This window comes from Paraburkholderia sp. (assembly GCF_036488795.1).
GTDB lineage: Bacteria > Pseudomonadota > Gammaproteobacteria > Burkholderiales > Burkholderiaceae > Paraburkholderia.
In genome coordinates this window covers 33739-53072 of record NZ_DASXHA010000170.1, presented here as the reverse complement: position 1 = coordinate 53072, position 19334 = coordinate 33739, and the positions used below count along the sequence as shown (strand labels likewise).

The window sequence follows — 19334 nt, the reverse complement described above, 5'->3', positions numbered from 1 at the left end:
TCCAACCCCTGCACCAACCCCAACCCCAACCCCAACTCCAACTCCAACTCCAACCCCTGCACCAACACCAACACCGCCCCCCACCCCCAGCCTCGCGCCTCCCCAGGCGGCCGCCGGCACGCCGCCATTACCCGCCGCGCCCCCTGCCGGCGCCCAACCCGTCCCGCTGTACCGGATGGAGGTGCCCGTCTATGCGGAAGTGCCGGAACTGGTGCGCATGCTGGGCGTCGAGCAGATCGGCACCTTCCACGACCGCCAGGGCTCCCAGGCGCTGCTCAGCGAGACAGGCGTGCTGCCGGCGTCATGGTCAAGGGTGTGGGGCGGTCACGCGACGCAAAGCAACGGCGGCGCAGTCGATCCTGAATTCAGCGGCACGTTCGGCGGCCTGCAAATCGGTCAGGATGTCTACTCAGATGTGACGTCTGGCGGGCATCGCAATCACTATGGCTTCATCCTCGGCTTTGCGCGCGCCCAGGGCGACGTGAGCGGCTTCGCACTCGGCTTTCCCAACTTCGCAGCGGGCCACCTGTCTGTCAACGCGTACACCGCGGGCGGCTACTGGACACACGTCGGACCCGGTGGCTGGTACACGGACGCGGTCGCGATGGGCAGTACGCTGACGATCAGCCCCATGTCGTTCGAGAACGTCGGCGCAACCACGCACGGCCACGAAGAGACGGCGTCGTTCGAAGCCGGCTTGCCGATTCCGTTGCCGGCCAATCTGCGGCTCGAGCCCCAGGCGCAATTGATCTGGCAGCATACGTCGATCGACTCGCTCGACGACGGCATCTCGAGCGTGTCGTTTCATTCGGCGGACGGCGTGATCGGCCGCCTCGGCTTGCGCCTCGAAAGCAGGTTCGAGGGTGGCGGTGCCACCTGGGAGCCGTACTTGCGCGCGAATCTATGGCGCTACTTCAACGGCACGGATACGGTGACGTTCGCCAATACCACGTCCATTCCCACCAGTGTTCCTGCGACGGCCGCGCAGTTCGGCGTCGGGCTCGCGGCACGCGTCAGCACCCGCGGCAGCGTGTACGCAACGGCGGACTATACGACCAATATCAATGGAGCCCACCGCAGCGTCGTCGAAGGCAACGTCGGCGTGCGCTGGTCGTGGTGATTTCAAAACTGATGCCGGATGCCCGATGCCCGATGCCCGATGCCCGATGCCCGATGCGCGACATCGTGCCTAACTGCGCGCGCTTCTACGCGACGGAACGGCCGCTGGCGCGCTGTAGAGGCGCGTCGCCCGGATTCCCGTAGCTAAACCCGCGCCCCACGACAGAACCGCCGCGCGTGAGCACACTGGACCGCGCTTCTGAGTGCCGCCCGTTTTTGTTATCGTGTGAAGGTTGGCCGCTCGGCGCAGGACGGGATCTCCCGCCGCACCTGAAGTCAGTCAACGGCGTGCTGGTGAGACGTGTTACTTTGCGTCGCACGGGCCGCGCCCAATACAACGACGAGACGCCCGCCTCACCCGATATCTCCGCCCCTGTTTCACGCTACAACGATTCCATGAGCACCGCCGCCCTTCCCGCACGCCGCGCGCCCGACAGCTTTGCCGTCCTGACGATGATTGTGCTTTGCGCCATCTGGGGCCTGCAGCAAGTCGCCATCAAAAGCACCAACACGGCGCTCCCACCGGTCTTTCAGGCTGGACTGCGCTCGGCGATGGCCACCGTGCTGGTATGGGGCTGGGCGCGCGCCCGCGGCACGCCGCTATTTCGCGACGACGGCACGCTGGGCGCGGGACTGCTCGCGGGCATCCTGTTCGCCAGCGAATTCGTCTGCATTTTTCTGGGACTCACGCTCACCAGTGCCTCGCGCATGGCGGTGTTTCTGTACACCGCGCCGTGTTTTACGGCTTTGGGGCTGCACTGGTTCGTCGAGGGCGAGCGGATGCGGCGTATCCAGTGGGCGGGCATCGTCGTGGCCTTCGCCGGCATGACGCTTGCGTTTGCGGACGGCTTCACGCGCACTCATAGCGGCGCGAGCCACGCTGCGACGCTCGCAGGTGTGACGGGCGATGCCCTCGGCGTGCTGGGCGGTATTGCGTGGGCCGCGACGACCGTGGTCGTGCGCGCCACACGGCTCGCGCATTCGAGCGCCAGCAAGACGCTGTTCTATCAGCTGGCGGTATCCGCGGTGGTGTTGCTCGCGCTGGCGGCAGGTCTGGGTCAGATGCGAGTGGAGACGGTCACGCCGCTCGCGGTAATCAGCCTCGGCTATCAGGCGATCGTTGTCGCATTCGTCAGCTATTTGACCTGGTTCTGGCTGCTGACCCGCTATATCGCGTCACGCCTGTCCGTGTTCTCGTTTCTGACGCCGCTCTTTGGCGTCACCTTCGGCGTGCTGCTGCTGGGCGAGTCGTTCAGTGTGCGGTTCTTGCTGGCCGCGCTGCTGGTGCTGACGGGGATCGCGCTGGTCAATGCGCCGGTGCGGCGCGTGGCTGCCTGAACGAGCTGAAACGGGTCCGGTGCGCGACTGATCGCGCGGACGAAACCACGCACGACACCGCAACCCTGTAGAGAACACTCAGCCCGGCGCATGCCCCGGTGCCGCTGCGCCCGCTCGCGACGCCTGCACGATCTGCGCGACGCGCACGTATTCGTCGACGGGCACGTCTTCGGCGCGGCGTTGCAAATCGAAGTGGATCGACTCGAAATCCACCGTGTCGCGAAACGCGGCCAGCGTGTTGCGCAGCATCTTGCGGCGCTGCGAAAACGCTGCCGTCACGACTTCGCCGAGCACGCGCTCGTTGACGTCAGGCAGTTCGTGCAGTTCGTAGGGAATCATCCGCACAATGGCTGAATCGACCTTGGGTGGCGGCTGGAAAGCCTCAGGCGGCACGTCGAGCTGTTTGTCGATCACGTAGCGGTACTGCAGCATCACCGACAACCGGCTGAACGCCTTGCTGCCCGGCTCCGCAATCATGCGTTCGACCACTTCGTTTTGCAGCATGAAGTGCTGATCGATCACACAGTGCGCGAACGACGTCAGATGAAACAGCAGCGGGCTCGAAATGTTGTACGGCAGATTGCCGACAATGCGCAGCGTCGGCTTGTTCGGTGACGCGCCCGCTTCGTCCGGTTGCGCCAGTGAGCCGAAGTCGAAGTCGAGCGCATCGCCCGAATGCAATTGCAGCAGATCGCCGAACCTGTTCTTCAGACGCACGATCAGGTCGCGATCCAGCTCGACCGCATGCAGCGGCGCCTCGGGCGTTGCGAGACGCTCGATCAGCGGTTCGGTGAGCGCGCCGAGGCCCGGCCCGATCTCGACCATGCGTTCGCCGCGTTGCGGGCGAATCACGTCGACGATCGAATCGATCACGCCCATGTCGACCAGAAAATTCTGTCCGAAACGCTTGCGCGCGAAGTGACCCTGGTGCTGTCTGCTGGTGGACATCGAAAGACGCTAAAAAGAGGAACGAAAAAATCAGGCTGCGCGACGGTGGCGCGCCATCGAAACGGCGGTGTCGATTGCTGCGATCAGGCTGCCTGCGTCCGCGCGGCCGGTGCCCGCGAGGTCGAGCGCCGTGCCGTGATCAACGGAAGTGCGAATGATGGGCAACCCGAGCGTGACATTGATGCCTTCGCCGAAGGTTGCGTACTTCAGGACCGGCAGGCCCTGGTCATGAAACATGGCCAGCACGCAATCCGCTTCGTTCAGGTAACGCGGCTGGAACATCGTGTCGGCCGGATACGGGCCGCGGGCGTCGATGCCCTCGTCGTTCGCGAGCTTCAATGCGGGCGCGATCACGTCGATCTCCTCGTGCCCTAGATAGCCGTTTTCACCCGCATGCGGGTTCAGGCCGGTCACGAGGATGCGGGGCGCCGGCAAACCGAAATGGTGGCGCAAGTCGTGCTGGATGATGCGCAGCGTGCCGACCAGGCCCTCGATAGTCAGCGCCGCCGACACATCCTTCAACGGCAGATGGGTCGTCGCCAGCGCGACGCGCAGCGGGCGTTGGCCGGTGCCGGCCAGCATCATCACGACGCGCGGCGTATGGGTTCGTTCAGCCAGATATTCGGTGTGGCCGGTGAAAGGAACACCGGCGTCGTTGATGGTGCTTTTTTGCAGCGGCGCCGTGACGATCGCATCGAACCGGCCCGCCACTGCGCCATCAATGGCGCTGTCCAGCAGGTTCAGCACATACCGGCCGTTGGCCGCGTCGAGCTTGCCCGCCTGCGACGGCACGCCGAGCGGCTCGTGCTGCACCCGCACCTGGCCGCCATGGCCGCCGCGTTCATGGGCCGCGCCCGTGAGCACCGCCCAATCCACGCCGACCGCGCGAGCCCGCTCAGCGAGCAGGCCGGCGTCGCCCAGCACGATGAACTGCGCGCCGGGCCAGTGGGCCGCCGCACCCGCCAGCGCCTGCGCGGTCAGTTCGGGACCGACGCCGGCGGGTTCGCCGGTCGTGATCGCGATCTGCAGCTGGGCGTCGGACGGTTGGGCAGCGCTTGTCATGGTGATTACTGCAGGTTCGGCTGGTTGACCTTGACGTCGACGTACGCGGTATCGCGCAATTCGCGCAGCCAGTCGGCGTAAGCCTGCTCCGCCTTGCGCTGACCGATGGCCTGGCGCGCCAGATCCATTTGCTGCGCAACCGAACCTTCGGCGTCGCGACGGCCCAGCACCTGGATCAGGTGGTAGCCGTATTCGCTGCGGACCGGTTCGCTGATCTGGCCGTCTTGCAGGCTGTTCATGGCACGCTCGAATTCCGGCACGGTTTCGCCCGGGCTGATCCAGCCGAGGTCGCCGCCTTGCGACGCGGAACCGTCTTGCGAATACGTCCGTGCGAATTTGGCGAAGTCGCCGCCTTCGGCGATTTCACGCTTGATTTCCTGCAACTTCTGACGCGCTTGCGGCTCCGACATGCCGTCGCCGACGCGCAGCAGGATGTGGCGCACGTGCGTCTGCACGAGCTTGGTCGAATCGGCGCTGGCCGTGCCCTGGCCGGCGCGGCGCTCGACCAGGCGCATGATCTCGAAACCGTCGTTGGTGCGAATCAGGTCCGGATTCACCTGGCCCGGACGCAGCGACGCGGCTGCTTTCACGAACTCGGGCGCAAGCTGCGTGGTGGACTGAAAGCCCATGTCGCCGCCCTTGGCGGCATCAGCCGCTTGCGAATCCGACTTGGCGAGCTTCTCGAACTTCGTGTCGCCGCTGGTGGCCTGTTGCAGGATGGCCTGCGCCTTCTGCTCGGCCGCGACGATATCCGACTCCACCGCGTTGGCCGGCACCTTGATGAGAATGTGTTCGAGATGCAGGTCGCTCGTCAAACCGACGTTCGGCCCACGCTGGCTGGCGATGTAGTTGGCGACTTCCGCGTCCGACACCGTCACCTTGCTGTCCACCTCTTTTTCACGCAGACGCGACAGGATCAATTCCGTGCGGGCGTCGCGCTGGAAGGTGGACCAGGGCACACCTTGCGACTCGATCCGCGAGCGGTACACGTCGAGCGGCAGGTTGTTTGCCGCGGCAAGCCGTTCCAGGGTTTTCTGCACAGCCGCGTCGTCGACGGTGATGCCGTCTTCCTTGGCCTTCTGCAACTGGATGCGTTCCAGCACCATCTGGTTGAGCACCTGCTGGCGCATCTGGTCGACCGGCGGCACCGGCGCGTTCTGCTGCTGCAGGCGGTGCGCGATCAGCCCGGTGCGCTCGTCGAGCTCGCGCTGCGTGATGACGCCGTCGTTCACGACTGCGGCGATCGTATCGATGGTCTGACCGTTGCCGGCGGCGGCCTGAACCTGCTGCGCGCCTGCGTTGGGAAGATCTTGCGCCTCAACGGGCGCGACCGACAGAAAAGAGGCAGCGGCGACGAGACCGGCCGTCAGCATTGCCAAGCGAAACTTTTTCATGATTCCCACAGATACTCCAATGATGTCGGGCGCGCCCCGCCCGTCTTTGCGCATTTTATAGGTGATCGGATGGCCGTCATTCGTAATTGGTGAAACGTGCCTCCGGCGCCGGATTCGGCGGCAGCGGCGTGTATCCCGGCACGCCTGAGCGGAATGCCTGAATCAAGCCGTTATCCACGCTCGACAAGCCCTTGAACGTGATCTGCGCGAGCACCCGCGTCCCCTGGGTCGGCAATCCCAGGTTGTTGACTCCATCCGCATAACGCTGAATGCCGATACCGAGCACCCAGCAGTCCGCGTCGTATTGCAAACCGAGCAGGCTGTCGACGATCGCGTGCCCCTGCAGATCGTAGTTAATGCGCGCCACACTATACACGTGGTGCGTCAGCGGCCACTGCGCGGACACGGTGATCTGATTGACAGGCGTGTTGTCGAGCGTCGTATCGGCACGCGTGTATCGATAGGCCATGTTGATCACCTTGCCCGACTCCGGACTGAAACCGAAGCCGATACTGCTCTGGGTCAAGCGGTTATTGTCTGCATTATATTGGACCGCGGTTTCCGACGCGAAACCCGCCCCGAGCTTCAGCGACGCGCCGGCAATCAGGTCCGAGTGCGTGGCCTGCGCGGGGGTCTGCGTCGGCAGCAGCGTGACGCGCTGATCCTGGAAGTAGTACTGCTGCGCGAGCACGAAGCGCGCACGTTCATCGCCGGTTGCCGGGTTGATGAAGCGGGTGGTGATGGCCGCCGTCAGACGGTTCGCATCCGCAATCCGGTCATCGCCGACGAAGGTGTTCGGCGTGAAGATTTCGGCGAGACCGAAGTCCGCGTCCGCCGTGTCGAACAACGGCGCAAAGTTCTGGTTGTGATACGGCGTGTAGACGTAGTACAGCCGCGGCTCGAGGGTCTGAATGTAGTCCTGGCCGAACAGCCGCACCGAGCGCTCGAAGATCAGGCCGGTGTCGAACGAGAAGGTCGGAATCGACTCGGTGAAGTTCTTCGGCTGGCCCGCGGGCGACCCTGTGCCGATGTTGCTCAGGTCGTACGACGCGAAGTGCCATTGCACCTTCGGCGTGACGAAGTAACCCGGCCCCACCAGCGAATACGACACGTACGGATCGAAGACGACACGATCGCCCTGGGTCGCGTCCGGCGTAGTGATGCTAAAGCGCGAGAAGTCGGCCATCGCGCCGTAATCGAAGCCGTCGACGTTGTACTTCGAATACTTGACGTTCAACTGCGGCTCACGCCCGTACGGCGCCACCGACGGCGTCAGCGTCTGCCAGTGCTGCTCGCGCGCCAGCACCGACCACGGGCCGTTGTTGTACGTCAGGCCGGCTTCCTGCTGGTACAGCAGCTGCGTACCGTTGAGAATCTGGCTGGAGGCCGAACCAAGGTCTTCCGGAAACGTGTTGTCCGAAACCTTGTTGTAGTAAATGTAGCCGCCGAAGCCGTTACCGAAGTTCTGGTTATGCTGGATGAACAGCGCGTAACGGTTGGTCTTCGTGATCGCATCGTCCGGCAGGAAGATGCCGGTGATCGAACCCGAGTAAGTCGGCGACAGGTAGCGGAACGTCGCGTCCGTCTCGACACCGCGCTTCGAGATGATCTTCGGTGTCAGCAGCAGGTCGCGATTCGGTGCGATGTTGAAGTAATACGGCAGGTCCAGCTCGAAGCCGTTGGTCGAGCCGAGCGAGAAGGTGGGCGGCAGGAAGCCGCTGCGCCGGTCGCCCGACAGCGGAAACGACAGCCAGGGCGAGCCGAACACCGGCACGCCCTCGAAAAACAGCACGCCATTGTGGGCCACGCCTTCGTCGGCGCCGGTGTCGAAATCGAACTCACTGCCCCGGATGTACCACGCCGGATTGCTCTCGCACTGACACGCGGTGTAGGTGCCTTGCGAGAACACCGAGCGCTCGTTGTCCAGCAAGTCGACCCGCGTCGCGCTGCCCGAACCGCCCGTCATGTTGAAGCGATACTTCGGCGCGGTCATGTAGCCTTCGCTCGAATCGACCTGCATGTGCGCCTCAGGTCCCACGAACGACGCCCCGTTGTTGTCCACGTGCACGTTGCCGTACGCGTCGGCCATGTCGGTGTCCTGATCGTAGTGCAGCGCGTCGGCCTTGATCGTGAAGGTCGGACGGCGCACTTCGGCAGAGCCTTTCGCGGCGAGATCCTGGTCGGTGGTGCCGTTGGTCGAATCGCCGAGCACGAAGGTTGCCGGCTTCTGGGCGGGATGCAGCGGATGTTCTTCGAGCTGCGGGGCGAGCCGCATGCCCCACGGCGCGTAGATAGGCTGTGCCTGCGCGGCGTCGCCCGACAACTGGGCGTGCACGAGCGCGGGCATCAGGCCCGGCACGGCGATCAACGCCGCGACAAGCCGCCTTTTGCGCGGCACGCCGCCACGAGAGGGGGTCGTTTGGGAAAGCTGTCTAGGCGGCATGTATCGTTTGGCGAATCGGCCCAACCGCCCGCTTTTTGCAGTCACGATCCGCCGCCTGGACAGCCGACTGTCAGAGTCTGCTGCCCATCCAGTCTCAAATCTGTCGAACAATGAGGCGGGCGGTGAAACGGAATGCGCGAAAGCCGGCGTGAGTCGCGTCAAAAAAGTCGTGGGGTATTATATGGCAAGACGTTGTCCCCCTGAATTTGCCTTACGGTTTTCATGACGCTGCCCCTCCCTCCGCACTCCCCCGACACCCGCCTGAATTTGCTGGCCAGCTGGCTGCACGGCCACGCGAACCGTTATGCACTCGACCTCGCAACCCTCGCGCCCGCCTCCAGCGACGCCAGTTTCCGGCGCTATTTCCGGATTGCCGATAAGAATGCGGAAGACGCCGCACCGGGCACACTGATCGCCGTCGACGCCCCGCCGCCGGAAAAGTGCCGCGAATTTGTGCAGGTCGCGCAGCTGCTGGGCGCGGCGGGCGTGCATGTGCCGCGCGTGCTGGAGGTGGATTTCGAGGCGGGCTTCATGCTCGTCACGGATCTGGGCACCGCGTCATACCTGAATGCGCTGACCGAGGGCAACCCTGAAAGCGCCCGTTCGCTGATGCGCGACGCGCTGGATGCGCTGATCCGCTGGCAGCTCGCGTCGCAGCCTGAGGTGTTGCCGCCCTTCGACGAAGCCTTCCTGCGCCGGGAAATGGAGCTGATGCCCGAGTGGTTCATTGGCCGCCATCTGGGCCGCGAGGTTGATGAGAAGACCCGCGGGCTGCTCGATCGCACCTTTGCGCTGCTGATCGCCAGCGCCCTGGCGCAGCCGCAAGTCTTCATGCTGCGCGATTTCATGCCGCGCAACCTGCTGGTGGATGCCGCGCCGAACCCGGCCAATCCGGGCGTACTGGATTTCCAGGACGCGGTATACGGTCCGATCAGCTATGACGTGGTGTCGTTACTGCGCGACGCGTTTCTGAGCTGGGACGAGGAATTCGAACTCGACTGCTTTGTGTACTACTGGGAACGCGCGAGGAAGGCCGGCTTGCCGGTCGACCCCGACTTCGGCGAGTTCTACCGCCAGCTCGAATGGATGGGCCTGCAGCGGCATATCAAGGTGCTGGGCCTGTTCTGCCGCATCAACTATCGTGACAGCAAGCCGCACTACATGAATGACCTGCCACGCTTCATCGGCTATGCGCGCAAGGTGGCTGCGCGTTACCGGCCGCTTGCGCCGTTCGCGAAGCTGCTCGACGAACTCGAAGGCCGCGCCAACGAAGTCGGCTACACCTTCTGAGCGCGCCGGCCCATGACGACGACCCTCACCAAAGCGATGATCTTCGCCGCCGGGCGCGGTGAACGCATGCGTCCGTTGACGGATCGCACCCCGAAGCCGCTGCTCGAAGCGGGCGGCAAACCGTTGATCGTCTGGCAAATCGAGCGGTTGGCGCAAGCGGGCATCCGGACTGTCGTGATCAATCACGCGTGGCTCGGCGAACGCATTGAAAGCGCGCTCGGCGACGGTTCGCGCTGGGGCGTGCAACTGCGTTACTCGGCGGAACAGGAAGCGCTGGAGACGGCCGGCGGCATCGCGCAGGCGCTGCCGCTCCTCGAAGACGGCGGCGCGAGCGAGATTTTTCTCGGCATCGCCGGCGACGTGTATACCGATTTCGACTACGCGTCCTTGCATGCGCAGGCCGCGCGGCTCGCCGCGCTGCCGCAGCCCGGCATGTATCTGGTGATGGTGCCGAATCCGCCGTTTCATCCGAAGGGCGATTTTGGCCTCGTCGACGGCGTGGTGTCGTCTGACTCGCAGCCGCGCTTCACCTTCGGCAGCATCGGCCTGTACGACACCCGCATGTTTCAGGATCTGCCGCGCGGCACCCGGCGCGCGCTCAGCCCTTACTATCAGGACACGGCGGCCCGCGGACTGGCTCGCGGTGAACTGTATGCCGGACCGTGGGACAACGTCGGCACGCCGGCGCAGTTGCAGGCACTGGACGAACGGCTGCGGCTCAAGGCTGCGGGATAACGCCCTCTCCCGCTCAGCGAACGCTGTCCGCGGCCGCTTCCGGTGCATCCTCGCTCGCTGCGGCACGTTGCTGCTGCAGCGCCCACATCTGCGCAAACAGGCCGCCTGCGCGAACCAGCTCGGCGTGGGTGCCGCGTTCGACGATACGCCCCTTGTCCATCACGATGATCTGCTGCGCATGCACCACCGTCGACAAGCGGTGCGCAATGATCAGCGTCGTCCGCTCCCGCGCAATCTGATCGAGTTCGTACTGGATCGCCCGTTCGGAGCGTGAATCGAGGGCCGAGGTGGCTTCGTCGAACAGCAGGATCGGCGGGTTCTTCAGGATCGTGCGCGCAATCGCCACGCGTTGCTTTTCGCCGCCGGACAACTTCAGTCCGCGCTCGCCGACCGGCGTGTCATAGCCCTTCGGTAAGCCTTCGATGAAGTCGTGGATATGCGCCGCGCGCGCCGCCGCAATCACCTCGTCGCGCGTCGCGCTGGGGCGGCCGTAGGCGATGTTGTAGTAGATCGAGTCGTTGAACAGCACGGTATCCTGCGGCACGATGCCGATCGAGGCCCGCAGCGAATCCTGCGTCACATCGCGAATGTCCTGACCGTCGACGGTGATGGCACCGCCCGTGGTCCGGTCCAGATCGTAGAAGCGGAACATCAGGCGGGCGAGCGTCGACTTGCCCGAGCCGCTATGGCCGACCACCGCCGTCGTGGTGCCCGCCGGAATCGTGAAGCTCACGTCATGCAGAATCTGCCGCGCAGGTTCATACGAAAAGTTCACGTGCTCGAAGCGGACCTGCGCGCCCTTGACCGCGAGCGCGGGCGCATCGGGCAAGTCCGGCACTTCCTGGGTCGCGCCGAGCAGCGTGAACATGCGATCCATGTCGGTGAGACTCTGCTTCAGTTCGCGATACACCACGCCCAGAAAATTCAGCGGAATATAAAGCTGCAACATGAAAGTGTTGATCAGCACCAGATCGCCGAGCGTGAGCCGCCCCGCCATCACACCCTGAGTGGCCCGCCACAGAATGAACACGAGGCCGGTGCCGATGATCGCCTGTTGCCCAAAGTTCAGCACCGAAAGCGAGTTCTGCGACTTGATCGCCGCGGCCCGATAGCGCTTCAGGTTTTCGTCGTAGCGGTGCGCTTCCCATTCTTCGTTGCCGAAGTACTTGACGGTTTCGTAGTTGAGCAACGAATCGATCGCGCGCGAATTGGCCCGCGAATCGAGGTCGTTCATCGTGCGGCGAAAATGCGTGCGCCACTCGGTCATCTTCACGGTGAAGGTCACATACACCGCAAGCGCGGCGAACGTGACGACGGCGTAATACGCCTCGTATTTCACGACGAAGAAGCCCAGCACGAGCCCCACTTCTACCAGCGTCGGCAAGATGCTGTAGAGCGAATACGAAATCAGTTGCGTAATGCCGCGCGTGCCGCGTTCGATGTCGCGCGACATGCCGCCCGTCTGACGTTCGAGGTGAAACCGCAACGACAGGGCATGCAGATGACGGAATACTTTCAGCGCAAGCTGACGCACCGCGCTTTCAGTGACCTTCGAGAAGAGGATTTCGCGCAGCTCGGTGAAGAGCGAGGTGGATAGCCGCACGACCGCATACGCCACCACCAGCAAGCCGACGCCGCCCAGCAGGACGATGCCCGGCGCATGCTCCGCGCGGCCGAGCGCGGTCAGATGCTGCACCGAAGCAAGATTGTCGACGATCCGCTTCATCACGATCGGCACGCCCAGATTGGCGACCTTCGCGCCGATCAGGCAGGTGAGCGCGAGCGTGACCCGTCCTTTGTAGGTAGCGAGGTAGGGCAGCAACGACAGGATCGTCTGCCAGTCGTTGCGCGGCTGGGTCGAGATTGGAGCGGGTTCGGAAGAGGCTGGGGAGCGGCGCATGGGGGATCGGCTGGGTGGGGGTGGAACAGACGGAGGCAGCAGCGTGGGCGCGAGAACCGGCAAACTGCGCCGCAACCGGCAACCGGTGAGCGTCTAGCAAACCGCGCGGCGTCGGGCAGGCATTTTGGTGCGCGACCCGGCTGGGCGCTTTCCCGTACAATTCCTGATCTCTATATTGTCGCAGAAGCCGGCTGGCGCCGCTTTTCATGGGCTGGCCGGTCGCCGGTCGACATGCCGTCGTGAAAATGCGCCTACGGGCCGAGCCAGATCCGACTCAACCGTTTCTCATGGGTGCCTCAATGACCGATCAACTGCAACTCCCGCAAAAATCGTGTGCACTGCGCGTCGTGCCGCAGCCGTCGGACGCCAATGTGCACGGGGACGTGTTCGGCGGCTGGATCATGGCGCAAGTCGACATTGCCGGTTCGATTCCGGCGAGCCGCCGCGCCAACGGTCGTGTGGCGACCATCGCGGTCAACTCGTTCGTCTTCAAGCAGCCGGTGTTCGTCGGCGATCTGCTGAGCTTCTATGCGGATATCGTCAAGACGGGCAACACCTCGGTCACGATCGAAGTGGAGGTGTACGCCCAACGCATGAGCCTCGCGGAAGAGGTCGTGAAAGTGACGGAAGCGACCCTCACCTATGTCGCCACCGACAGCGACCGCCGCCCGCGCGCGCTGCCTGCGCTGGACTAGGCTCGCGCCCAATCCGTGCGCAACAGGCCGAACTGCAGCAGATCGTGATGCTCGCCCTGCCAGAAACCGGCTTCGCGCGCCCGGCCCTCGTGCACGAAACCCAGCCCGCGCGCGAGCTTTAACGAAGCCAGATTGTCCGGATGAATCTGCGCTTCGATGCGGTGCAGCGCCATGGTCCCGAAACCCCAGTCGAGCGCCGCGGCGAGCGCTTCGGTCATCAGACCCGTGCCGCGCGCCGAGCTCGCCAGCTCATAGCCGACGCTGCAGGTCTGCCAGCCGCGATTCCATTTGAACAACCCGCACGAGCCGATCAGGCGAGCGTCGGATTTGCTTTGAATGCCCCAGCGCACACCCGGATTGGGCATCTCGCGCCAGCTGGCGAAAATCGCGATCAGCCGTTGCGCTTGACGCACGTCGATCATCGGATCGGCGCCGTACCAGCGCATGGCTTGCGCGTCGCCGTGAATGGCGAATAACGCGGGCGCATCGGTAGCAACGAGTTCACGCAGCAGCAGTCGATCGGTTTCGAGCGTGGGAAAGTCGCTCATTGAGCACCTGGCGGGTTCGGTCATGCGAGCGGCAATTCTACATGGCGCCTGCAGGCGCGCGGCCCGACGGGTGCACTACTCGTCGGGATTGACACGCGAAGTCAGCACATGGTCGGCCCATACCCCGTTGATCTTCAGATACGCGCGCGCCAGGCCCTCGCGCTCGAAGCCGAGCTTCGCCAGCAGCGCGCCGCTACGCGCGTTCTCGGGACGGTGATTGGCCATGATCCGATGCAACCGGTAGTGCTCGAAAACATGCTCGATCGCCGCGCTCAACGCTTCGCTCATCAAGCCTTTGCCTTCGTGGCGGCTGCCGATCGAAAACCCCAGAAAGCAGGCCTGAAATGGTCCGCGGACGATATTCGTGAAGTTGCACTCGCCGAGCAATTCAGCGTTGTGGCGCTCGCGCAGTTGCAGATGCAATGCGGAGCCGTTCGCCATCTGCTGCTGCATGGTGGCGAGCCGCTGCCGGGTGGCCGGCAACGTGTAGAATCCGTCGCCGCGGAACGGCTCCCACGGCTGGAGATGCGCGCGATTTTCGCTCTGGAATGCCAGTAGTGCCGCTGCGTCTTCAGGGCGCGGCATGCGCAGATGAACGCGCTCCGTGAAGATGCCTTCAGCAGGGAAGTCCGAGGTATTCAATTCGGGAGTCTCTCGCAGGATTGGAGCGTGCTCGCGCGTTACAGGCTCTTCTCGACCAGCGCGAGAAAGGCCGCCCGCTCGGCGGTCCCGGATACGCGAAAACGCTCCCACTCGGTGGCGACCCGAAGGTCCGCGAACAGTCCGGCAGCATCCTCGTGGAAATGCAAAAACGCTTTGCCTTGCCGATAAAAAACGCCAGGCCGAGGCTCCTTGAGTCTGTTCAACGCGCGGATCGAGCCGATCAGATCGGCGAGCGCGTCGATTGCCTTAGGCCCAGCGTGCTTCATCGGTTGAACTCCTGGCGCGAGGCGATTCAAAGGTGCTTGTAATAGAACGTCGTCGAGCAAAACTCGCCATCGGGCAGTCGAGCCGCATCGCGAGGCAGTCGCCTGTCCGCGACCACCACCGCGCTTCGCTCGCCGTCATCGTCAGACCATCACCGCCGCCCCGCCCTGCAACAAGCCTGGAATCGCATCACGGGGCATGGGTCTCGAGAAGAAGAAGCCCTGCATCTCATCGCAGGCGCGTTCCTTGAGGAAGTCCAGTTGCTCGGAGGTCTCCACGCCTTCCGCGATCACCTGCAATTTCAGCGAATGGGCGAGCGCGATGATCGCCGAGGTGATTGTCTCATCGTCGCCGGACATGCCGATATCCGACACGAACGAGCGGTCGATCTTCAACCGGTCGACCGGAAAGCGCTTCAGATAACTCAGGCTCGAATAGCCGGTGCCGAAGTCGTCGATTGCCAGCCCAATGCCGAGCGCGTGCAGCGAGTTCAGCATCAACACGGCTTCCTCGGCGTTGCGCATGATCGTGCTTTCGGTCAGTTCCAGTTCCAGATACTGCGGCTCGAGCCCGGTTTCTTCGAGCACCTGGGTGACCAGCTTCGCAATATCGTGCTGATGGAACTGGCGCGCCGACAGGTTCACCGACACGCGCGTCGGCGGCAGGCCTTCGTCCTGCCAGGCCTTGTTTTGCCGGCACGCCTCGCGCAGCACCCATTCGGACAGCGGGCCGATCAGCCCGCACTCTTCCGCGACCGGAATGAACGCCGAGGGCGGGATCAGTCCCGCTTCGGGGTCGCGCCAGCGCACCAGCGCTTCCATGCCGACGATCTGCCCCGTCACGAGATCCACCTGCGGCTGGTAGTGCAGCAGGAATTCGTTGTCGCGCAGCGCGCGCCGCAAACGGCGTTCGAGATTCAGCCGCGCGCCCGCCGCCGCATTCATCTCCGGCTGATAGAACTGGAAGGTATTGCGGCCCATGTCCTTCGCGCGGTACATCGCGAGGTCGGCCTTCTTCATCAGCGTTTCGGTGTCGTCGCCATCCTGCGGGAACAGGCTCGCGCCCATGCTGCAGCCCACGTACAACTCGGTGCCGTCGAGCCACACCGGTTCCGAGATCGCCGCTTTCACGCGCTCCATCCATGCGATCAGCGATTGCTCGTCGACCGTATCGGTCATGACGATCACGAACTCGTCGCCGCCATGCCGCGCCACGGTGTCGCTGGCCCGCGCACAGCGCGCGAGGCGTTCCGCGACCACGCCGAGCAGCCGGTCGCCGACACTGTGGCCGAGACTGTCGTTGACGTTCTTGAAGCCGTCGAGGTCGATGAACACCACCGCGACGCCCTTGTTGTGACGCCGCGCAATGATCAGCGCGTGCTCCAGACGGTCGCGCAGCAGGTTGCGGTTCGGCAGGCGCGTCAGGCTGTCGTAGTTCGCCTGATACTCGAGCTGCTCCTGATAGCGGATCAGATCGGTGACGTCGTTGATCACGCCGATGTGATGGGTGGTCTGGCCGTCCGCGTTCGGTACCGGCGCAATGAACAGCTGGTTCCAGAACAGCGCCCCATCCTTGCGATAGTTGCGCAGCACCGCGCTGACCTCGCGATTGAGCCCGAGCGACTGGCGGATCAGCGCAATGCCCTCCTGATCGCGGTCGTCGCGTTGCAGCAGGCGGCAATCGTGGCCGATCACTTCGGACGGGTCGTAACCGGTGATGCGCTTGAACGCCGGATTCACGTATTCGATCAGATTGCCTTCCGGCGTCGGCGCGGTGATCAGAATGGCGTTCACGCTCGCGTCGAGCGCGCGGCTTTGCAGCCGCAGCGCGAGGTCGGCGCGTTTGCGTTCGGTGATGTCGGTGTACGAGCCGAGCACGCCGATCACGCGGCCGTCGCTATCGGTAAACGGCAGCTTGCTCGTAATGGTGGTGCGATGCACGCCATCGATCAGCAGATCGAGCTCGAAGCTCATCTTCGGCACGCCGGTGCTGATCACCTCGTGGTCCAGTTTGCGAACGGTGTCGGCCAGCGAGCGCCACGGCAGATCGTGATCGGTCTTGCCCACCACCTGCTCGGGATAGGCCAGTCCGGCATCGCGCGCGAACGCCATATTGCAGCCCAGGTAGCGTGACTCCTGATCCTTCCAGAAGACCCGCTGCGGGATATTGTCGATCACTGTCTCGAGCATCTGGTTCGAGCGCTGCGCCTCGGCTTCGGCATTGATCTGCTCGGTGACGTCGTCGGCCAGCACGAAGATCGCCGGGCGGCCCATGTAGGTCAGCGAGTGGTACGAGATATCCGCGTTGATCGTCGTGTTGTCCTTGCGCCGGTGATGCCAGACACCGGCCATCGTGCGGCCGCGTTGTGGCGCCGCGTCGCTTCGCTGCAGGTGCGATTCGAGCCGGCCGACCTCGGCATGTGGGCGGATCGAGCGAATCGTCATCGCGAGAAATTCGCTTTCCGTGTAGCCGTACTGCTGGACGGCCGCCGCGTTGACCGCGAGAAAGCGCAGCGTGTCGCGATCGAAGATGTACATCGGCACGGGATGGGTGTCGAACAGGCCGCGAAAGCGCTCGTCGTCGCGGCGTAACGTCCGGGCATCGTGCAGCCGGGCGCGCGCCGCACTCTCGCGCGCGCCGAATGTGTAGATCAGAAGCGCGCTGCCTGTCAGCATGGTGAGGACGAGGAGCAGCATCGCGTGCTGGCTGTCACGGGTCGACGCCGCAAGCGACGCCTCCAGCGCGTGGTCGTCCTGCTGCCGCAACGCCGCGAGGCCCGCGTCCACGTGGCCCAGATCCATCGCCAGACGGGTATACGCCGAGGCCGCCCAGTCGCGTGGAGCGCCAGCCTCGCTGGCACGGCTACGCTCGAGTGCCGCGCCGATCTCGGTCTGCAGCGCGCGGCTGTCGGCGCTGACCTTGCCGAGCGCATGGGCCATCGGCGGATTGTCGGCCAGTTCGCCCGCCAGCGCCCGATCCAGTCCCGTCAGCGACCCCGCCATGGCGAGCGCCGCATCAGCCGGCCCCGGCTGCCCGGAAGTCTCGAAACGCCCTAGCGCCGCGAGGCCGTCATCCAGCGCGGCGCGGTAGGCATCCAGATTCTGCCGGATGCGGGTCGAACGCTGGGTGCGCAGATCCGCCTCGCGCTGCCCGCAAATTTGCGTGTAGGCGACGAACGCGTTCGCGCCGACCGCTGCGGCGACGACTGCCAGATTGATCAGCAGCCGCCTCGATAAAAAAGGAGTCATGGGTTCCGAACGTCGTTCGTTCTGCGGGCGGGAGCGCGCCAGGCGCCCGCTCTCGATGTGCCGTACAACACCGGCCTCTTCTGGAACTGCGGGTCCGTTACGCGCTAACCCATGGATAACGGCAACGTTCGGCCCGGCTTGAGGGGGAAAGTGAAAAATATTCGCGCGCGGCGCAGGCGGCACACCGCGGCCGCCTGCCTGGCGAGACCTACCCGGCCAGACCTACCCGGCCAGACCAAATTCCTTCATGGCCGGAACGAAGTCGTGGTTGCTCTCCAGCTTGCGCGACAGTTTGGCCAACACATAGCGCTTGAACGGGTCGAGGCGCGCCCACTGGTCGGCGCTCGGCGCGTGCAGACTGGCAAGATCGGCCTGATGGACGACACCGTCCGGCACCGCGTCCACCCGCCGCCATGCCGGGGTTTCTTCCGGTGTGAACCACTCCGGCTCGACGTTCGCGTGCGTGCGCAGCATTTCGAACAGTGCGTGGTCGAAATTCGGCTCGATCGCGGTGTCGTCTTCTACCGGAAAGCGCGCCAGCAGCTTGCGGTCCTCATACGGCAGCATCTGCCACTGAGCCAGCGAAACACGCAGTCCGAAACGGTCCAGATTGAAACGCACGGCCATTGGAATGTAGGTGAGATCCTCCGAAGACTCGACTTCGAAGTTGAACAACAGGGGCGCTTCGTTGAGTCCCATGGCAATGTCCTCTTTGATGGCAGGCAACACGCAAGGCCAGCTTGAGGTATTTTAGAACCTTATTTGCGCTGCGGCGGCGCGGCTTGCGCCGCTCGCGGTCGCGCCGGACGGCGCGGCAACGGGCCGTAGCGCCGGATGAGAAGGAGTCGAAGCTTGAACGAACTGGAAACTGCCGATCAACCAGGCGCCGTGGCACGTCAGGTGCGCCGGCACCGCGGCGACACGGTTGAGACGGTCACCGATCAGGTCGGCCAGGAATGGCCCGTCGCGCTGGTTTTCAACGGCATTTCGCACGCGGTGATGATGTGCACGCCGCGCGACCTGGAAGCGTTCGCCGTCGGTTTTGCGATTTCAGAAGGGATCGTCGAGCGCGGCAGCGACATTCAGGACATCGAGGTCGAACTGTTCAGTGGCGAATTGCCGCATGCCGAAGTGCAATTGCAAGTGGTGCAACAGGCCTTCGTCGCGCTGAAGGAGAAGCGCCGCGCGCTGGCCGGACGCACCGGCTGCGGCGTGTGCGGGATCGAAAGCATTGATTTGCTGGATCTGAAACCGGAGCGCGTGCCCGACACCGGTTTTCTGCAACGGCTCGCGCCCGATGCGATTGCGCGCGCCGCGCGCGAGTTGCCGGAGCATCAGGCGCTGACCCGTCTGACGGGCGGCTTGCATGCCGCCGCATGGTGCGATGCGCAAGGCGCGATCCGCATGGCCTTCGAAGACGTGGGCCGGCACAACGCGCTGGACAAGCTGATTGGCCAGCTGGTGCTGGACCGCGCGGACACGCAGGACGGTTTCGTCTTCCTGTCGAGCCGTGCGAGCTACGAACTGGTCCGCAAGGCCGCGCGCGTCGACGTGCCGATGCTTGCGACCATCTCGGCGCCGTCCTCGCTGGCGATTTCGATTGCGAGGCAAGCCGGCGTGCGGCTCGTCAGCTTCTGCCGCGAAACCAGCTACGTCGACTACGACACGCTGCAGCCGACGTAAGCGC

General features: G+C 64.4%; 16 protein-coding genes. 6 read left to right on the top strand and 10 right to left on the bottom strand.

Translation table 11 applies throughout. The features are described from left to right. Both VGH41_RS25085 and VGH41_RS25080 read left to right on the top strand, forming a co-directional pair. Positions 1-1120: autotransporter outer membrane beta-barrel domain-containing protein (locus VGH41_RS25085; protein ID WP_331600360.1), on the top strand; the 1120-nt coding region annotated here is incomplete at its 5' end. Between the two features lie 395 nt (positions 1121-1515). Then, the gene (locus tag VGH41_RS25080; RefSeq protein WP_331600363.1) at positions 1516-2457 is read left to right on the top strand and encodes a DMT family transporter; all 942 of its coding nucleotides are present in this window, start codon (positions 1516-1518) and stop codon (positions 2455-2457) included. Between the two features lie 78 nt (positions 2458-2535). Here the strand turns inward: VGH41_RS25080 and rsmA are convergent, their stop codons facing one another. From rsmA to VGH41_RS25060, 4 genes are all read right to left on the bottom strand, one after another. Next, on the bottom strand, positions 2536-3405 hold the full coding sequence (gene rsmA, locus VGH41_RS25075) for a 16S rRNA (adenine(1518)-N(6)/adenine(1519)-N(6))-dimethyltransferase RsmA (RefSeq protein ID WP_331600359.1): 870 nt from the start codon (positions 3403-3405) through the stop codon (positions 2536-2538). A 30-nt stretch (positions 3406-3435) separates the two neighbouring features. Continuing rightward, entirely contained in the window at positions 3436-4467 is a 1032-nt protein-coding gene (gene pdxA / locus VGH41_RS25070) for a 4-hydroxythreonine-4-phosphate dehydrogenase PdxA (protein WP_331600358.1), read from the bottom strand. A 5-nt stretch (positions 4468-4472) separates the two neighbouring features. Next, complete coding sequence (locus tag VGH41_RS25065) at positions 4473-5870, bottom strand: peptidylprolyl isomerase (RefSeq protein ID WP_331600357.1); 1398 nt, start codon at positions 5868-5870, stop codon at positions 4473-4475. A gap of 67 nt (positions 5871-5937) precedes the next feature. Further along, positions 5938-8304: an LPS-assembly protein LptD gene (locus VGH41_RS25060; protein ID WP_331600356.1), complete on the bottom strand. Its 2367-nt coding sequence runs from the start codon at positions 8302-8304 to the stop codon at positions 5938-5940. Positions 8305-8526: 222 nt separating this feature from the next. Between VGH41_RS25060 and VGH41_RS25055 the strand changes: the two genes are divergently transcribed. Both VGH41_RS25055 and murU read left to right on the top strand, forming a co-directional pair. Next, positions 8527-9594 (top strand): aminoglycoside phosphotransferase family protein, encoded by a 1068-nt coding sequence (locus VGH41_RS25055; RefSeq protein ID WP_331600355.1) that lies wholly within the window; start codon positions 8527-8529, stop codon positions 9592-9594. Positions 9595-9606: 12 nt separating this feature from the next. Next, positions 9607-10329, top strand: coding sequence for an N-acetylmuramate alpha-1-phosphate uridylyltransferase MurU (gene murU, locus VGH41_RS25050; RefSeq protein WP_331600354.1), 723 nt, complete (start codon positions 9607-9609; stop codon positions 10327-10329). A gap of 13 nt (positions 10330-10342) precedes the next feature. On the opposite strand, the gene VGH41_RS25045 is transcribed toward murU, so the two are convergent. Then, positions 10343-12229: an ABC transporter ATP-binding protein/permease gene (locus tag VGH41_RS25045; protein ID WP_331600353.1), complete on the bottom strand. Its 1887-nt coding sequence runs from the start codon at positions 12227-12229 to the stop codon at positions 10343-10345. A 299-nt stretch (positions 12230-12528) separates the two neighbouring features. Here VGH41_RS25045 and VGH41_RS25040 point away from each other — a divergent pair, with 299 nt between their 5' ends. Next, positions 12529-12924: an acyl-CoA thioesterase gene (locus VGH41_RS25040; RefSeq protein WP_331600352.1), complete on the top strand. Its 396-nt coding sequence runs from the start codon at positions 12529-12531 to the stop codon at positions 12922-12924. Here VGH41_RS25040 and VGH41_RS25035 read toward each other — a convergent pair. From VGH41_RS25035 to VGH41_RS25015, 5 genes are all read right to left on the bottom strand, one after another. Further along, on the bottom strand, positions 12921-13472 hold the full coding sequence (locus tag VGH41_RS25035; RefSeq protein WP_331600351.1) for a GNAT family protein: 552 nt from the start codon (positions 13470-13472) through the stop codon (positions 12921-12923). The genes VGH41_RS25040 and VGH41_RS25035 overlap by 4 nt on opposite strands. Positions 13473-13547: 75 nt before the next feature. Further along, on the bottom strand, positions 13548-14114 hold the full coding sequence (locus VGH41_RS25030; protein WP_331600350.1) for a GNAT family N-acetyltransferase: 567 nt from the start codon (positions 14112-14114) through the stop codon (positions 13548-13550). 38 nt (positions 14115-14152) lie between these two features. Next, positions 14153-14401 carry a hypothetical protein gene (locus VGH41_RS25025; protein WP_331600349.1) on the bottom strand — a complete coding sequence of 83 codons (249 nt, stop codon included), beginning with the start codon at positions 14399-14401 and terminating at the stop codon, positions 14153-14155. Between the two features lie 141 nt (positions 14402-14542). After that, positions 14543-17647 carry an EAL domain-containing protein gene (locus VGH41_RS25020; RefSeq protein ID WP_331600348.1) on the bottom strand — a complete coding sequence of 1035 codons (3105 nt, stop codon included), beginning with the start codon at positions 17645-17647 and terminating at the stop codon, positions 14543-14545. 222 nt (positions 17648-17869) lie between these two features. Next, positions 17870-18346 carry a nitrate reductase associated protein gene (locus VGH41_RS25015; protein ID WP_331600347.1) on the bottom strand — a complete coding sequence of 159 codons (477 nt, stop codon included), beginning with the start codon at positions 18344-18346 and terminating at the stop codon, positions 17870-17872. Between the two features lie 153 nt (positions 18347-18499). Here VGH41_RS25015 and fdhD point away from each other — a divergent pair, with 153 nt between their 5' ends. After that, positions 18500-19330, top strand: a complete 831-nt coding sequence (gene fdhD, locus VGH41_RS25010) for a formate dehydrogenase accessory sulfurtransferase FdhD (RefSeq protein ID WP_331600346.1) — start codon at positions 18500-18502, stop codon at positions 19328-19330. The last annotated feature ends 4 nt before the right edge of the window (positions 19331-19334 follow it).

Excerpts from the sequence above, each read along its gene's own strand:
- VGH41_RS25060 (WP_331600356.1), bottom strand. The coding sequence starts at position 8,304 with ATGCCGCCTAGACAGCTTTCCCAAACGACCCCCTCTCGTGGCGGCGTG.
- murU (WP_331600354.1), top strand. The coding sequence starts at position 9,607 with ATGACGACGACCCTCACCAAAGCGATGATCTTCGCCGCCGGGCGCGGT.
- VGH41_RS25020 (WP_331600348.1), bottom strand. The coding sequence starts at position 17,647 with ATGACTCCTTTTTTATCGAGGCGGCTGCTGATCAATCTGGCAGTCGTC.
- VGH41_RS25080 (WP_331600363.1), top strand. The coding sequence starts at position 1,516 with ATGAGCACCGCCGCCCTTCCCGCACGCCGCGCGCCCGACAGCTTTGCC.
- VGH41_RS25055 (WP_331600355.1), top strand. The coding sequence starts at position 8,527 with ATGACGCTGCCCCTCCCTCCGCACTCCCCCGACACCCGCCTGAATTTG.
- VGH41_RS25035 (WP_331600351.1), bottom strand. The coding sequence starts at position 13,472 with ATGAGCGACTTTCCCACGCTCGAAACCGATCGACTGCTGCTGCGTGAA.
- pdxA (WP_331600358.1), bottom strand. The coding sequence starts at position 4,467 with ATGACAAGCGCTGCCCAACCGTCCGACGCCCAGCTGCAGATCGCGATC.
- VGH41_RS25015 (WP_331600347.1), bottom strand. The coding sequence starts at position 18,346 with ATGGGACTCAACGAAGCGCCCCTGTTGTTCAACTTCGAAGTCGAGTCT.
- VGH41_RS25045 (WP_331600353.1), bottom strand. The coding sequence starts at position 12,229 with ATGCGCCGCTCCCCAGCCTCTTCCGAACCCGCTCCAATCTCGACCCAG.
- rsmA (WP_331600359.1), bottom strand. The coding sequence starts at position 3,405 with ATGTCCACCAGCAGACAGCACCAGGGTCACTTCGCGCGCAAGCGTTTC.
- VGH41_RS25040 (WP_331600352.1), top strand. The coding sequence starts at position 12,529 with ATGACCGATCAACTGCAACTCCCGCAAAAATCGTGTGCACTGCGCGTC.
- VGH41_RS25025 (WP_331600349.1), bottom strand. The coding sequence starts at position 14,401 with ATGAAGCACGCTGGGCCTAAGGCAATCGACGCGCTCGCCGATCTGATC.